Annotated in this window: 12 protein-coding genes; 4 read left to right on the forward strand and 8 right to left on the reverse strand. The window is 66.5% G+C overall.

Going from position 1 to position 14,798, the window contains the following annotated elements:
- Positions 1-5: 5 nt before the first annotated feature.
- The 7 genes from cobN to tsaD all read right to left on the reverse strand — a co-directional run bounded on the left by cobN (position 6) and on the right by tsaD (position 10,226).
- Positions 6-3,656, reverse strand: coding sequence for a cobaltochelatase subunit CobN (gene cobN, locus MGMSRV2_RS04440; protein WP_024079146.1), 3,651 nt, complete (start codon positions 3,654-3,656; stop codon positions 6-8).
- Positions 3,657-3,661: 5 nt separating this feature from the next.
- Positions 3,662-4,666 (reverse strand): cobalamin biosynthesis protein CobW, encoded by a 1,005-nt coding sequence (cobW, locus tag MGMSRV2_RS04445; protein ID WP_024079147.1) that lies wholly within the window; start codon positions 4,664-4,666, stop codon positions 3,662-3,664.
- Positions 4,667-4,673: 7 nt separating this feature from the next.
- The gene (cobU, locus tag MGMSRV2_RS04450; RefSeq protein ID WP_024079148.1) at positions 4,674-5,180 is read right to left on the reverse strand and encodes a bifunctional adenosylcobinamide kinase/adenosylcobinamide-phosphate guanylyltransferase; all 507 of its coding nucleotides are present in this window, start codon (positions 5,178-5,180) and stop codon (positions 4,674-4,676) included.
- 24 nt (positions 5,181-5,204) lie between these two features.
- Positions 5,205-6,362: an iron-containing alcohol dehydrogenase gene (locus MGMSRV2_RS04455; protein WP_024079149.1), complete on the reverse strand. Its 1,158-nt coding sequence runs from the start codon at positions 6,360-6,362 to the stop codon at positions 5,205-5,207.
- A 70-nt stretch (positions 6,363-6,432) separates the two neighbouring features.
- Complete coding sequence (locus tag MGMSRV2_RS04460; RefSeq protein WP_024079150.1) at positions 6,433-8,274, reverse strand: sensor histidine kinase; 1,842 nt, start codon at positions 8,272-8,274, stop codon at positions 6,433-6,435.
- Between the two features lie 93 nt (positions 8,275-8,367).
- A complete protein-coding gene (locus MGMSRV2_RS04465; RefSeq protein WP_024079151.1) occupies positions 8,368-9,111 on the reverse strand; it encodes a substrate-binding periplasmic protein in 744 nt (247 codons plus the stop codon).
- A 59-nt stretch (positions 9,112-9,170) separates the two neighbouring features.
- Positions 9,171-10,226, reverse strand: coding sequence for a tRNA (adenosine(37)-N6)-threonylcarbamoyltransferase complex transferase subunit TsaD (tsaD, locus tag MGMSRV2_RS04470; RefSeq protein WP_024079152.1), 1,056 nt, complete (start codon positions 10,224-10,226; stop codon positions 9,171-9,173).
- Between the two features lie 48 nt (positions 10,227-10,274).
- Here tsaD and hemC point away from each other — a divergent pair, with 48 nt between their 5' ends.
- From hemC to MGMSRV2_RS04490, 4 genes are read left to right on the forward strand one after another with little or no spacing between them, the layout of a single operon-like run.
- Positions 10,275-11,222, forward strand: coding sequence for a hydroxymethylbilane synthase (hemC, locus tag MGMSRV2_RS04475; protein ID WP_024079153.1), 948 nt, complete (start codon positions 10,275-10,277; stop codon positions 11,220-11,222).
- Between the two features lie 2 nt (positions 11,223-11,224).
- Entirely contained in the window at positions 11,225-11,956 is a 732-nt protein-coding gene (locus MGMSRV2_RS04480; protein ID WP_024079154.1) for a uroporphyrinogen-III synthase, read from the forward strand.
- Entirely contained in the window at positions 11,953-13,059 is a 1,107-nt protein-coding gene (locus MGMSRV2_RS04485) for a COG4223 family protein (RefSeq protein WP_024079155.1), read from the forward strand. Before MGMSRV2_RS04480 ends, MGMSRV2_RS04485 begins: the two co-directional genes overlap by 4 nt.
- Positions 13,056-14,366 carry a heme biosynthesis protein HemY gene (locus MGMSRV2_RS04490; RefSeq protein ID WP_024079156.1) on the forward strand — a complete coding sequence of 437 codons (1,311 nt, stop codon included), beginning with the start codon at positions 13,056-13,058 and terminating at the stop codon, positions 14,364-14,366. Before MGMSRV2_RS04485 ends, MGMSRV2_RS04490 begins: the two co-directional genes overlap by 4 nt.
- Here the strand turns inward: MGMSRV2_RS04490 and cyaY are convergent.
- On the reverse strand, positions 14,363-14,689 hold the full coding sequence (cyaY, locus tag MGMSRV2_RS04495; protein WP_024079157.1) for an iron donor protein CyaY: 327 nt from the start codon (positions 14,687-14,689) through the stop codon (positions 14,363-14,365). The genes MGMSRV2_RS04490 and cyaY overlap by 4 nt on opposite strands.
- Between the last annotated feature and the right edge of the window lie 109 nt (positions 14,690-14,798).

Below are 14,798 nucleotides of genomic sequence, written 5' to 3' on the forward strand. Positions count from 1 at the left end.
CAGAGTCAGTTATCGAGCAAAGCATGCACTGAATTGCGCCGGGGCCGCCACAATCCTCTTTCGATGGCTTCGCGCAGGCGGGCGCGGATTTCCTGCAAGGCGGCGGGATTGTTGCGCTGCAAGAAATCGCGCACGTCGTCGTCGCCCAGATAGGCATCGGCGATCAGGTCGAAATGGTGGTTCTTGACCGCGTCGGTGGTGGCGGCGAAGGCGAACAGGTAATCCACCGTGGCGGCCATCTCGAAGGCGCCCTTGTAGCCGTGGCGCATCACGCCCTTGATCCATTTGGGATTGACGGCGCGGGCGCGGACCACACGGGCGATTTCCTCGGAAAGCGTGCGGATACGTGGCGATTCGGGGCGCGAATGGTCGGGGTGATAGATGGCGGGCGCCTTGCCCGAGGCGTGTTTGACCGCCGCCGCCATGCCGCCCTCGAACTGATAATAATCGTCCGAATCCAACAAATCGTGTTCGCGGTTGTCCTGGTTTTGCACCACCGCCTCCACCTGCGACAGCCGTTCGTGGAACAGGTCGCGGGCGTCGCTGCCCTCGGCGCCGTTGCCATAGGCCCAGCCGCCCCAGGCCACGTATGCCTGCGCCAGATCGCCGTCGTCGCTCCAGCCGCCTTCGTCGATCAGCGCCTGCAGGCCGGCGCCATAAGCGCCGGGTTTCGAGCCGAACACCCGCGCCGCCGCCTGGGCGCCCAGGCGTGGGGTGTCGGCGCGCACGCGGGCAGCCAGCGGGTTGATGCTGTCGTCTTCGTCCAGGGCGGCGATGGCACGGACGGCGGAATCGAACAAATTGATCAGATCGGGGAAGGCGTCGCGGAAAAACCCCGACACCCGCAAGGTGACGTCCACGCGCGGACGGTCCAGCACCGTCTGCGGCAGGATCTCGAAGCCGGTGACCCGGCGCGAGGCGGCGTCCCAGGTCGGGCGCGCCCCCAGCAGGGCCAGTCCTTGGGCGATGTCGTCGCCGCCGGTGCGCATGTTGCTGGTGCCCCAGGCGGTCACCGCCATGGCCCGTGGCCAGTCGCCATTGTCCTGCAAATAGCGTTCGACCAGCAATTGCGCCGATTTCCACCCCAGCAGCCACGCCGCCGGCGTCGGCACCACGCGGGTGTCGACGGAATAGAAATTGCGCCCGGTGGGCAGCACGTCGGGCCGGCCCCTGGTCGGTGCCCCCGACGGGCCGGGAGCGACGAAACGGCCATCGAGGCCGCGCAGTAGACCGGCGATTTCCGCGTCGCCGCAACCATCGACGGCGGGCGCTAGCATGGTCTGGATGTGCTCCAGTACCGCCTGGGTTTGCGTCCAGCCGGTATCGGCGGCCTGCCCGGCCACCAGGGCGCGGGCCAGGTTTTCCAGCCGCTCCACCGTGTCGCCATTGCTGCGCCAGATGCCGCCGGCCAGGATGTCCGGGCGCGGGCCGGGCCATTCGTCGCCCAATACGCAATCGAGCGGGTCGAAACCCAAACCCAGATCGGCGGCCAGGGCGCGCAGCAATGATTGCTGTCCCGGCTGCGTCCCGCGCCCGATGCGGGCCAGGGCGACCAGCAGGTCCAGGCGCTGGTCGCCTTGCGGGCTTTGGCCGAAGATGTGCAGGCCGTCGCGGATCTGCAATTCCTTCAGTTCGCACAGATGGTTGTCCAGCTTGGCCAGGGCATCGTCGGCATCGTCGCTGGGCTTGATGCCCAGATCGGCATCCAGGCCGGCACTGGCGGTCAGGCTCAGGATATCCTTGCGCAGAATGGCCAGACGGCGCGGATCGACGCCCGCCGCTTCATAATATTCGTCCACCAGCCGCTCGAGCTCGGCCAGCGGGCCATAGCTTTCCGCCCGCGTCAACGGCGGCGTCAGGTGGTCGATGATCACCGCCGCCGCCCGGCGCTTGGCCTGGGTGCCTTCGCCCGGATCGTTGACGATGAAGGGGTAGAGATTGGGCAACGGCCCCAGGCAGGCCTCGGGGTAGCAATTGGCTGACAGCGCCAGCGATTTGCCCGGCAGCCATTCCAGATTGCCGTGCTTGCCCATGTGGATGACGGCGTCGGCACGGAACTGCTCGCGCATCCAGGCGTGGAAGGCCAGATAATTGTGCGGCGGCACCAGATCGGGGTCGTGATAGGAACTGGCCGGATCGATGTTGTAGCCGCGCGCCGGCTGGATGCCCACCGCCACCTTGCCCAACACCAGGATGGGCAGCAGGAACTTGCCGCAACTGAGCTCGCCGGTGCGGAAGAACGGGTCGCTTTCCGGCGCCCCCCACCGCTCGCGCACCGCCTGTTGCACCGGTTGGGGCAGGTCATGGAAGAACGCCAGATAATCGGGCAGGGCGATGCTTTCGCGCTGCTGCCGGTGGTCCAACTGGCGCCAGTCGTTGGTGGCGCCTTGTTGCAGCAGGTCCAGCAGGTGGTTGCCGTCGGCGGGCAGGGTGTCGAGGCCATAGCCGGCGCCCTGCATGGCCCGCAGCACCTCGACCGCCGCCGCCGGGGTGTCCAGGCCGACACCGTTGCCCAACCGTCCGTCGCGGTTGGGATAATTGGCCAGCACCACCATCACCCGTCGCTGGGATGGGGCTTTGCGCCGCAGCTTGGCCCAATTGGTGGCCAGGGCGGCGGCGAAGGCGATGCGGTCGGCTTCCGGCTGATGGCGGGCCAGATCGCATTGGGTGGGCTCGTCTCGCGTCGCCGCCTTGAACGACACCGCGCGGGCGAGGATGCGGCCATCCACCTCGGGCAGGGCCACGTTCATGGCGATGTCCTTCGGCCCCAGGCCGGTATTGCCGTTTTGCCAGGTCTGGCGGTCGCTGCCGGCCAACACCACCTGCAACACCGGGCAATCGGCGGCGGCAAACGGCGAATCCTCGGGCTTGCCGGGGGTGGCGACGGCGAAACCGGTGGCGTTGACGATGATGTCAGGGCACATGCGGCCCAGCAAGCCTTCGACCATGGCCGCCGAGGCGTTGTCCTTCAGCGATTGCACATGGATGGCCGCCGCGTTCAGGCCGCGCCCGCGCAAATCGGCCAGCAGCGCATCGACGGGGGCGGTGTCGCCGGCCAGCACCTGGGCGCGGTAGAACACCACCACGGCGCTGGGCTTGGTCTGGTCCCAATCCTGTTGCCAATCCACCGACGGATAGGGGCCGGCGGCGGGCAGCGGCTTGGGCTCCAGCCAGTCATCTTGGGTGCCGGCCCACCGGATCAGGCTGTCCATATTGGCGGGGCCGCCCTGGATCAGCCAGCGCCACACCCGGTCGAGATCGGGACGGTCCAAGGTGGACAGCGCCATCAAATCGGGGTCGGGTTTGTCGTCGCCGGGCAACAGCGCCAGGGCGATACCCTTACGGTGGCAGGTGGCGGCGATCTGCTCGACGCCATAGGGCCAATAGGATTGCCCGCCCAGCAGGCGGATGATCACCAGCCGGGCATGGGCGATCACCTGATCGACGTAAAAGTCCACCGACATGTGGTGGTTCAGGCGCAACAGATTGGCCAGCCGCAGGGCGAACGGCGCCCCCCGCCGCCCGTGGGCGGCGGCGATGGCCGACAATTCGGTGTCGGCGGCGGACAGCATCACCACCTCGCCGGGACTTTGTCCCAGGTCGACGGCTTCGGCGCCGTCGGTGATGCTGCCGGGCTGGGCGGCCAGAAGGTGCATTCAGATCAGGCCAGCAACGCCGCTTCGATGGCGGCGCGGTCCAGGCCCTTTTCACCGATCACCACCAGGCGGCTGAGGCGGTCCTCGCCCGCCTGCCAGGGGCGGTCGAACCAGCGTTCGATGCGGGTGCCCACCGCCTGCACCACATGGCGGGCCGGCTTGCCCGACACCGCCAGGAAGCCTTTCAGGCGCAGGATGTCGTGCAGGGCGATGACTTGGCTCAGGCGGGCTTCCAGCGCCGCCGGGTCGGCCACTTCGGCCAGGGTGATGGCGAAGCTTTCGAAATCGTCGTGGTCGTGGCCGTCCTCGGTGTCGTGATGGCTGGGCCGGGCGGCCAGATCGTCTTCCGCCGCCGCCGACAGGCCCAGAGCGATCAGCGGGTCGATGGCGCTGCGGCTGGTGCGGATCACCCGCACGCCGGGACGCAGCTTGGCCGTCAATTCGCCATGGGTGGTGTCGAGTTGGGCCGCGTCCAGCAGATCGCTCTTGTTCAACAGCACCATGTCGGCGCAGGCCAATTGGTCCTCGAACACTTCTTCCAGCGGATTGTCGTGGTCGGGCTGGGCCATCTGCTCGGGGGTGTCGGCAAAGCGGCCGGCGGCGACAGCCGCGGCGTCGACCACCGCAAGCACGCCGTCGACGGTGACGCGCGAGCGGATTTCCGGCCAGTGGAAGGCCTTGACCAGCGGCTTGGGCAGGGCCAGACCGGAGGTCTCGATCAGGATGTGATCGGGCGGATTGGGCCGGTCGAGCAGCGCCTGCATGGTCGGCAGGAACTCGTCGGCGACGGTGCAGCACAGGCAGCCATTGGCCAGTTCGATGATGTCATCATCGGCACAGCCCTCGATGCCGCACGAGGCCAGCAAATCGCCATCGACGCCCACATCGCCGAATTCGTTGACGATCAGGGCGATGCGCCGGCCCTGGTTGTTCTCCATCAGATGGCGGACCAAGGTGGTCTTGCCGGCGCCCAAAAAGCCGGTGATGACGGTGGTGGGAACTTTGCGCATGAACGGCTTATCCTTTTAAAATGAGCGGCAGGCCGGCGGCGACGAACACCACATGGCGGCAAACCTGGGCGATACGTTGGTTGACGCGGCCCTGATGATCGCGGAAGTCGCGGCCCAGCCGGGTTTCCGGCACCAGACCCAACCCCACTTCGCTGGAGACCAGCACCACGTCGCCGCGGGCACCGGCCACCACCTCGGCCAGGGTCTCGGTCGCGGCGGCGACGTCGCGGCCCGCATGCATCAGGTTGCTGATCCACAAGGTCAGGCAATCGACCAGGATGGGCCGGGCCGGATCAAGGTGACGGTCGAGCAATGCCGGCAGGTCCAGCGGCTCCTCGATGGTGCTCCAGGTGGGGCCGCGCCGGTCCACATGCAAGCGGATACGTTCGGCCATCTCGTCGTCGAAGGCTTGGCCGGTGGCCACATACAGGGCCGGCGCCCCGGCCAGCAGGCCTTCCGCATAGACGCTTTTGCCCGAACGGGCGCCGCCAAGGACCAAGGTGGTGTGGGTCATGAGGTGACCGTCTACCATATCTTGCTAGGCGGCGGCCAGTACCCGTTTAACCATGGCGCTGTCGATATCCCCGTGCTCGCCCAAGGGCGCCTGATTGCGAGCATCCAGGCGGGCGGCAACCTGATCGGCGATGTCGGCGGGCAGATCATAAGGCGCCAGTCCCGACGGCACGCCGACCGATTCGAAGAAGGCGCGGGTATGGGCGATGGCGGCGCGGGCCTTGTCGTCCACCGATCCTTCGCGCACGTTCCACACCCGCTCGGCATATTGGGCCAGTTTGGCCTTTTTCGCCTCGAACTTCACCGCCATCACGCCGGGCCAGACAGCGGCCAGGGTGCGGGCGTGGTCGATGCCGGCGATGGCGGTCAGTTCATGGCCGATGTAATGGGTGGCCCAATCCTGCGGCACGCCGGCGCCGACCAGACCGTTCAGCGCCATGGCGGCGCACCACATCAGATTGGCACGGGCCTGATAATCGGGCGGATTGCTCATGGCGGCGGGGGCGATTTCCACCAAGGTGGACAAGATGGCCTCGGCCATGCGGTCGGTCAGCGGCGCCTGGGCCGGATAGGTCAGGTATTGCTCGACCACGTGGACGAAGGCGTCGACGATGCCGTTACCGATCTGGCGCGGCGGCAGGGTATAGGTGCTTTCCGGGTCGAGAACCGAGAATTTCGGCCACACCGCCGGGCTGCCGAAGGACAGCTTTTCGTGGGTTTCGTCGCGGCTGACCACGGCGAAGCAGTTCATCTCCGATCCCGTCGCCGGCAGGGTGAGGACGATGCCCAAGGGGGTGGCGGTATTGACACGGGCGCGCTTGGCCAGGATATCCCAGGGCTCGCCGTCGAAGGGGATGGCGGCGGCGATGAATTTGCAGCCGTCGGCCACCGAACCGCCGCCCACCGCCAGGACGAAATCAAGCTTTTCGGCACGGGCCAGATGCACGGCCTTCATCAGGGTTTCATAGCGGGGATTGGGCTCGATGCCGGAAAATTCCAGCCAGAACAGGCCGGCCGCCTGCAACGCCGCCACCACTTGGGCATGGACGCCGTTGGTCTTGATGGAACCGCCGCCAAAGGCGAACAGCACGCGGGCGCCGGCAGGGATTTCCTTGGCGATCTGGGCGATCTGGCCTTGGCCGAAAATCAGCCGGACCGGATTGTGGAAGGTGAAATTGTCCATGGCGCGCACCCTTTGATCAAGAAGCCGGGGGCGGATTGGGCCATGGTCCGGGCCCCAAGGTCAAGGATCGTTAACCCTGGTCTTGCGCCGATGGCATGTCGACGGGCAGGCTTGCCTTGTCTTCAAGGGTGAAGCAGAAGACGGAGCCCTGGCCGGGGGCATCTTGCACCCAGATGTGACCGCCGTGCAGTTCGACGATCTTTTTGGCGCTGGCCAGCCCGATGCCGGTCCCTTGATACGCGTTACGGCCATGCAGGCGCTGGAACAGGCCGAAGATACGTTCGCGGTATTCCGGGGCGATGCCGATACCGTTGTCGGCTACCTTGATCACCCAAGCCGTGCCATCGCGCTCGGCCTTGATCTCGACCCGGGGCGGCTGGTCGGGGCGGCGATACTTCAAGGCGTTGCCGATGAGATTCTGGAACAGGCGGACCAGTTCGACACGGTTGCCGACCAGTGTGGGCAAGGTGTCGGCCAGCACCACCGTACCGCCGGAATCGGCCAAGGCGAGTCTCAGATTGTTCAAGGCCTCGGTCGCCAGCTCACGCAGATCCAGGGGTTCGGGGTGGCCGTCTTGTCGCCCGATGCGGGAATAATCCAGCAGATCCTTGATCAGTTCGCTCATGCGCAAGGCGCCTTCGCGGGCGAAACCGATAAATTCGAAGGCGTCCTTGTCCAGTTTGTCGCCATAACGCCGGGCCAGCAGGTCTACATAGGACACCACCATGCGCAACGGCTCTTGCAGATCGTGCGAGGCGACATAGGCGAATTGCTCGAGTTCGCGGTTGGAGGCCTGCAGCGCCGCCGTGCGCTCGGCGACCATCTGTTCCAGGTGGTCGCGGTATTGTTGCAGTTCGCGCTCGACCGCCTTCAGGGTGTGGCTGATCTCGATCGCCTCGATCGGGCCGTGATCCAGCACCACCACCGGCGCGCCGGTGCCCAGGGCGATGGCCGGTGCGGCCAGGGCGCGGATGGATCGGCTGATCTTGCCGCCGATGACCCACACCGTCGCCACCCCGGCCAGCAGCAGTACGGTGATGCCGCCATAGATCAGGGCGATCTGGTTCAGGGTTTCCGCCAGGACGACGGTCCACGGCATGGATATCCCCACCGTCCAATTGGTCTCGGTCGAGCGGTTGAAGGCGATGATGACACCCAACCCCTCCAAGGTGTGGGTTTCGACTATTCCTTCCGTCGCCGTCTCAATCCGTTGCAGCAGGACGGGCGCCCCCTTTTTGCCCACCAGTTGCTCGGCCATGTGGGTGCGCGCGGCGATCACTCCTTGCGGGTCGAAGATTGCGGCCATCCGTCCTTCGGGCAGGCGCTGATCCGTCAAAATCCTGGTCAGCGAATCGGTCAGGAAGCCGACGCTGAGCGCATAGGCGACTTTGCCGTCACGCCACACCGGCACCTCGATGCTGACCACCGGGCGCTTCATCACCCCGCCCATATACAGGTCGGAGATGCTTGGCTTGCCGGTCAGGAAGACCTGACGCAGGTTCTCGGGATTGCCGTGCCGGGGCAAGACTTCGCCATAGGGGCGGATGGTGTTCAGCAATTGCTGGCCGCTTTCGTCGCTCAGGACGAAGGTGAAACCGGGAAAACGGTCGTTCAGGACGCTTTTGGCTTCGGCGTGAAAGCCGGCGAAGTCCGATTGTTGCAGTTTCGAGGACACCGCCAGGGCCTGGGCCACGTTCAGGCCGATACTGAAGTTGCGGTCCAGCGCCGAAGTCAGTGCGCGGGCCGTCTGCAACAGGTCGATCTCGCTCTGCTTCTTTTGATTGCCGTAAAACGTGGCCGCCATCACGCCCAAGGCGATAGCCGCAGGAATGGCGGTGGCCAGGACAATGGCGATCAGCCTGGAGCGAATACTGGGCAGCGCAAACAGGGTTTGGATAGGCGTGAACCGCATGATGTCGACCAGGAAGAATAATCCAATGAATTATGCCATCAGCTTTAGCCGTCTCGCCAAATTTTTCATCGGGTTCTGCCGTATCCGGGGGGGCTAAAAGATATCGAAGGGGACATAGGCGCGGACGATGCGGCCCAGGCTGCCGTCACGGCTGGCATCTTCCAGCGCCTTGTCCAGCCGTTGCTGCAAATCGGGGCGGTCCTTGTTGAGGACGATATGGACCGGCCAGCCGGAATCGATGGGGTCAGAAACAAAGCCGAAATCGGTGCCGTCGGCGCTGATCAGAAACGGATGCACCGTCATCATCGGCGCCAGGATCAGATGGGCCTGTTGCAAGGGCAAGGTGGCGATGACGTCGAAAATGGTCGGGCGCGGCACCGGAATATAGCTGCCGCCATATTTGTCGGCCAGCCATTTGGCCTGGCGCGAGCCTTCCTGCACCGCCACCTTGCGGCCCCGGACCAGATCGTCCATGGAGTGGCCGGCCAGATCGCGGTGACCGACGAAAACCGAGGTGGAACGCCAATAGGGCCGCGAAAACAGCATGTCCTTTTCGCGTTCCGGCGTTTTGGTCAGATTGCCGAAGCCGATCTGCGCCTTGCCGTCGCGCACATGGGCGACCAGGGCGGCCAAGGGCATCAATTGATAGCGGCAGCGCAGTTCCAGGCGTTGGCACAACAGCCGGGCCAGATCCATGTTGATGCCGGTGATGCTGCCGTCCGGCTGATGCATGCTGAAATTGGGGGTGGAATCGGTAAGGGCGACAATCACATCCTCGGCTGCCACCGGCATGGCGGAGAACAGCCAGATGATGGCTGCGAACTTAACCCTTCGCATAGATTCCCCTCCCAATCCCCACTCGAAAGTATGGAGATTGTGCGTGAGCTTGGCAAGGCCTAAGCCTTGACGCCGGCGCCTTTGGCCTTGGGGGCGGTGGGGTCCAGCGGCCAGCGCGGACGGGGGGCGAAATCCAGGCCGTCGACCAGCCCCAGGCGAAAGCGTTCCACCCCGGCCCAGGCGATCATGGCGGCATTGTCGGTGCACAATTTCAACGGCGGCGCGATGAAGGTCAGGCCGGCCTTGGCCGCCAGATTGGTCAGTTCGGCTCGCAACGCGCTGTTGGCGGCGACGCCGCCGGCCACCACCAGATGCTTGCCCTGGGGCCATTGGCGGGTGAACAGCTCGATGGCGCGGCGGGTACGGTCGGCCATGGATTGCGCCACCGCCGCCTGAAAGCCGGCGGCGACGTCGGCGATGTCTTGGTCCGACAACGGCTTGGGCAGGCTTTCCACCAGCAGGCGGACGGCGTTCTTCAGCCCGGAAAAACTGAAATCACAGCCGGGCTTGCCCTTCATCGGGCGGGGCAGAATAAAGCGGGCGGCATCGCCCTTGGCCGCCCAGGCCTGGATCTGCGGCCCGCCGGGATAGCCCAGGCCGATCATCTTGGCCGCCTTGTCGAAGGCCTCGCCCACCGCATCGTCGATGGTGGTGCCCAGGCGGCGGTAATCGCCGACACCGAGTACCGCCAGCAACTGGCAATGTCCGCCCGAGGCCAGCAGCAGCAGATAGGGGAAAGCGATATCGTCGGTCAGCCGCGCGGTCAGCGCGTGGCCTTCCAGATGGTTGACGGCCAGAAACGGCTTTTGCGCCGCCAGCGCAATGGCCTTGGCGGTCATCACGCCGACCATGACGCCGCCGATCAGGCCGGGGCCGCCGGTGGCCGCCACCGCGTCCAGTTGGGCGAAGCTTATGCCGGCCTGCTTCATCGCCTCGGCCACCATCAGATCGGCGTTTTCCAGATGGGCGCGGGCGGCGACCTCGGGGACAATTCCGCCATAGGGACGATGAACGTCAATTTGCGACAACACCACATCGGCCAGAATGTGCCGGTCGCCGTCGACGATTGCCGCGGCGGTTTCATCGCAACTTGTCTCGATTCCAAGAATCAGCACCGAAAAGCCCTTTCCAGATACGCCATCATTACCTACAACAGGCCGATCATGACGAAAACCGTAAACACCGCACAGCTCACCATCGGCACGCGCGGATCGCCGCTTGCCCTGGCCCAGACCCACGAGACCCGCGACCGCCTGGGCGCCGCCTGGCCGGCCCTGGCGACCGAGGGCGCCATCGCCATCCAGGTGATCCAGACCACCGGCGACCTGATCCAGAACCGGCCTTTGGCCGAGATCGGCGGCAAGGGCCTGTTCACCAAGGAACTGGACGATTCCATGCTCGATGGCCGCATCGATCTGGCGGTCCATTCCATGAAGGACGTCCCCACGGTTCTGCCCGACGGCATCGTGTTGCCCTGCGTGTTGCCGCGTGAAGACGTGCGCGACGCCTTTTTGTCGCTGAAGGCCAAGGGTATCGACGATCTGCCGCAAGGTGCGGTGGTCGGCACCGCCAGTCTGCGCCGTGGCGCCCAGATACTGCACCGCCGTCCCGATCTGCAAGTGGTCAATTTCCGTGGCAACGTGCAATCAAGGCTGCGCAAGCTGTCGGAAGGGGTGGTGGATGCCACCCTTCTGGCCATGGCCGGTCTCAATCGCCTGGGGCTGTCGGAACACGTCACCCGTGCGCTGGAAACCGACGAGATGCTGCCGGCGGTAGCCCAGGGCGCCATCGGCATCACCTGCCGGGCCGACGACCGCAAATCCCTGGATTTCCTCGCCGCCCTCAATTGCCCCGAAACCATGATCCGCATTACCGCCGAACGGGCGTTCCTGCTGACCTTGGACGGGTCGTGCCGTACCCCCATCGCCGCCTTGGCCGAGGTGGATGGCGACAGGCTGTCGTTCCGCGGGCTGATCGTCAGCCTCGACGGTCGCACCATCCATGCCGCCAGCCGCCAGGGTACGGTCGGCGACGCCCACGCCATGGGCGTCGATGCCGGGCGCGAACTGATCCAGGTGGCCGGGCCGGGCTTTTTCGACTTCAAGGCCTGACGATGATGAAGACGGCGCTGGTCACCCGCCCGCGCGAGGACGCGCAAGGTCTGGCGGATGAGCTGACCGGGCGCGGTCTGGCGGTGATGATCGAGCCGTTGCTGGATATCGTCCCGGTGGAGGGGGCGGATATTCCCACCCAGGGCGTCCAGGGCATCCTGGCCACTTCGGCCAACGGCGTGCGCGCCTTGGCCCGGCGCCTGCCCGACCGATCCTTGCCCGTGTGGGCGGTGGGCGATGCCTCGGCCCGTGAGGCGCGGCGCATGGGTTACACTTCGGTGGAAAGCGCCGGTGGCGACGTCGATGATCTGGCGGCCCTGGTCGCCGGGCGCTGCCGGCCCGAGGACGGCTGTTTCCTCCATGCCGCCGGCACCGTGGTGGCCGGCGATCTGGCCGGCATGCTGGGGCGTCAGGGCTTCGACGTGCGTCGTCTGGTTTTGTATCAGGCCCGCACCGCCAGCGTCTTGTCGGCTGACCTGCTTCAGGCCCTGGCGGCGGGGGAAATCGACGCCGCCTTGTTTTTCTCTCCCCGCACGGCGGCAACCTTTGTTACCTTGGCTGGCGCTGCCGGCGCGGGGGAAATGACTGCCGGCATTGTCGCCTATGCCCTCAGCCCCGCCGTCGCGCGGGAGCTGTCCGCCTTGCCCTGGTCCGCCCTGCGGGTGGCCGAGGCTCCCACGCAAGCGGCGCTGCTGGCAGCGCTGGATACGGATTTGAAGCGGGGATATTCATGACCGAGAGTGAAAAGCCGGAACCGACCGAGGACAACACCGTCGCCGCCGAAACTCCGGCCCTTTCTCCTGACCCTGTCGCCACCGACAATGGGCCCGTCAAAGCCAAGTCCGCGCCCTGGCTGGCCCTGGGCGCCTCGGCCTCGTTGATCGCCCTGGTGGTGGCCGGGGTGGCGTCGTTCGATCATTGGAAGGATCTGGTGCTGCCGGCGCGGACCCAGGCCCCGGTGCCGGTGGCCGCCAGCCCGGTGAACCCGGCCCCGGCTCCAGCCTTCCGCCCGGCCTCGGAAACCGACGGCCTGCGGGCCGAGCTGAATTCCCTGCGCGACCGACTGGGCCAGTTGGAAAACCGCGACATCGGCGCCGATCCGGCCCGCTTGGGCAAGGCCGAGGCCGCCATCCAGGCGTTGCAGGCGCTGCCCCAGATGCCGCCGAATCTGGTGGCCGAAATGGGCGAATTGTCCAAGCAGGTGGTCGAGCTCAAGCGTACCAGCGCCGATGCGGCGGCGGTCCTGCGTCTGGCCGACCGGGTGGAAAAGGCCGAGGCGGAAATGCGCGAGCTTCAGGCCAAGCGGTCCTCCGCCGTCGCCCAATTGCTGGCGGTGGGCCAATTGCGCGAGGCGCTGGCCCGCGCCATGCCCTATGACAATGAATTGCGCGCGTTGCTGGCCCTGGCCGGATCGGACCCGGAGGTGGTCAGCGTCACCCAGCCGCTGAAGGCCCGCGCCGTTACCGGCATTCCCACCGCGCCGACATTGATTGGCCGCTTCCATCGTCTGGCCCCCGATCTGGTCCGCGCCCAGGTGCTGCCGGCTGACCAAAGCTGGTGGCGGCAGACCTTGGACCGCCTCACCTCGTTGGTGACCGTCCGGCGTGAAGACGGCGAGGCCGCCGGTGACAGCGCCGCCGCCATCGTCGCCCGCGTCGAGGCCCGGCTGGCCGAGGACGATCTGGAACACGCCGCCGCCGAAGCCGCCGGCCTGAAGGATGCCGCCGCCGAGATCGCCGCCCCCTGGCTGGCCGATGTGCAGGCGCGGCTGGTCGCCGACAAGGCGGCATCCGCCTTGACCGCCCATGTGGTGGCCCAGGTGGGGGCGCGGCAATGATGGCCCGCCGCCTGTTCCTGTTCGCCCTGCTGGTCGCGGCCCTGGTGGCGGCATCGGTGTGGTTGGCCGAACGTCCCGGTCAGGTGACCGTGCATTGGCAGGGCTGGCGCGTCGATACCAGCGTGCCGGTGCTGTTGGTGGCCATGCTGACCTTCATGGTGCTGGTGGCGGTTGTCACCCGTTTCGTCGCTGCTGTTGTTTCCGCCCCCGGTCGCTTTCTTGCCCGCCGGCGGGAAAAGCGGCGCCGGCGTGGTTATGCCGCCTTGTCCGACGGTTTGGCGGCGGTGGCCATCGGTGACCGCAAGGCCGCCGGCAAACTGGCCCGGCAGGCCGACAAGCTGCTGGCCGATCCGCAGCTGACCGGGTTGCTGACCGCCCAGGCGGCGGAACTGTCGGGTGACGAAGACGAGGCCGAACGACGCCTCAAGACCATGGTCGAGCGCCCGCAGACGGCGCTGTTGGGGTTGAAGGGGCTGCTGGCCCTGGCCCAGCGCCGTGGCGATCATGGTGCCGCCTTGGATTATGCCCGCCGCGCCTGGGCCATGGGGGTTCCGGCCCAGGATCTGGCCGAGGCGCTGTTCCGACTGCAAGCCGGTGCCGGCCAGTGGGTCGAGGCCGAGGTGACCCTGGACGAGGCGCGCAAGCGCCGGGCGATGAAGCCCGAGGATATCCGCCATCTGTCGGCTTTGGTGCAGTTGGAGCGGTCATTGCAGGTGGAGCGCGACGGTGACCCCGCCGCCGCCCTGTCGCTGGCCCTGAAGGCCCATCAGGCCGATTTCACCCTGGTCGAGGCGTCGGCCCGTGCCGCCCGTCTGCTGCACCGCGCCGGCAAGGACCGCAAGGCCCTGGCCGTCATCGTCACCACTTGGCAGGTGGCGCCGCATCCGCATCTGGTCGAGGCCTGCATCGCCCTGGCTCCGGCGGAAACGCCGTTGCAGCGTGTCAAGCGGCTGGAAAAGCTGGTCAAGGCCAATCCCGATGCCGCCGATGGTCATGTGGCCCTGGCCGAGGCGGCGCTGGCGGCGAAATTGTGGGGGCAGGCGCGCAACCATCTGGAACTGGCCGCCAAGCTGCGGCCCAGCGCCGGCACCTTCTTTCTGCTGGCGCGGCTGGAGCGCGAGGAGCGCCAGGACGAAGCGGCGGCGCAGGCCTGGATGGCCAAGGCCACCACCGCCCCGGCGGAGCCGGCTTGGCACTGCCACGCCTGTGGCCGGCCCGCCGATGGCTGGGCTTCGGCCTGTCCGGCCTGCGGCGCCTTTGATGCCCTGGACTGGCGTCAGCCGGCGGTGGCGCTGCTGCCGGTTTAAAAAGCCAGCGTTACGCCGAATTTGGCGTTCAGTTCCGCCGCCAGCACCGTCGGCAACGTCTTGGACGGGTCGCGGGTGGACAGCCATTGGCCGTCGGCGAAGTCGTAATGGCTGGCGCCGCTGGCCGGCGACGACATCCATATTTGCCGATTGGGCGTGTGCTTGTTGATGACGTACTGGCCGCCGGTCTCCAGCGACAGGGTCAGGATGCCGCCTTGCAATTCGGCGTCGATGTCGTCGCCTAAGGCGTCGTCGATCAGATCGGCTGCGCGGCTCAAGAATTCATCGGCGGCGGCGGTGAAACGGCTTTCCTCAACGCTCATGACCATTCCTTTCATGCTTGCGGCGGATGGTACCCAAGCCGGCTGATCGGGTCATCACCTGATTTCCGTTGCAAGCATTTCAATTGCCGGGTGATACTGTCTCGAATGC

This window comes from Magnetospirillum gryphiswaldense MSR-1 v2 (assembly GCF_000513295.1).
Lineage (GTDB): Bacteria > Pseudomonadota > Alphaproteobacteria > Rhodospirillales > Magnetospirillaceae > Magnetospirillum > Magnetospirillum gryphiswaldense.

Bases quoted from the DNA above. Each gene is read 5' to 3' on its own strand.
- cobN (WP_024079146.1), bottom strand. From the start codon at position 3,656: ATGCACCTTCTGGCCGCCCAGCCCGGCAGCATCACCGACGGCGCCGAA.
- cobW (WP_024079147.1), bottom strand. From the start codon at position 4,666: ATGCGCAAAGTTCCCACCACCGTCATCACCGGCTTTTTGGGCGCCGGC.
- cobU (WP_024079148.1), bottom strand. From the start codon at position 5,180: ATGACCCACACCACCTTGGTCCTTGGCGGCGCCCGTTCGGGCAAAAGC.
- MGMSRV2_RS04455 (WP_024079149.1), bottom strand. From the start codon at position 6,362: ATGGACAATTTCACCTTCCACAATCCGGTCCGGCTGATTTTCGGCCAA.
- MGMSRV2_RS04460 (WP_024079150.1), bottom strand. From the start codon at position 8,274: ATGCGGTTCACGCCTATCCAAACCCTGTTTGCGCTGCCCAGTATTCGC.
- MGMSRV2_RS04465 (WP_024079151.1), bottom strand. From the start codon at position 9,111: ATGCGAAGGGTTAAGTTCGCAGCCATCATCTGGCTGTTCTCCGCCATG.
- hemC (WP_024079153.1), top strand. From the start codon at position 10,275: ATGACGAAAACCGTAAACACCGCACAGCTCACCATCGGCACGCGCGGA.
- MGMSRV2_RS04480 (WP_024079154.1), top strand. From the start codon at position 11,225: ATGATGAAGACGGCGCTGGTCACCCGCCCGCGCGAGGACGCGCAAGGT.
- MGMSRV2_RS04485 (WP_024079155.1), top strand. From the start codon at position 11,953: ATGACCGAGAGTGAAAAGCCGGAACCGACCGAGGACAACACCGTCGCC.
- MGMSRV2_RS04490 (WP_024079156.1), top strand. From the start codon at position 13,056: ATGATGGCCCGCCGCCTGTTCCTGTTCGCCCTGCTGGTCGCGGCCCTG.
- cyaY (WP_024079157.1), bottom strand. From the start codon at position 14,689: ATGAGCGTTGAGGAAAGCCGTTTCACCGCCGCCGCCGATGAATTCTTG.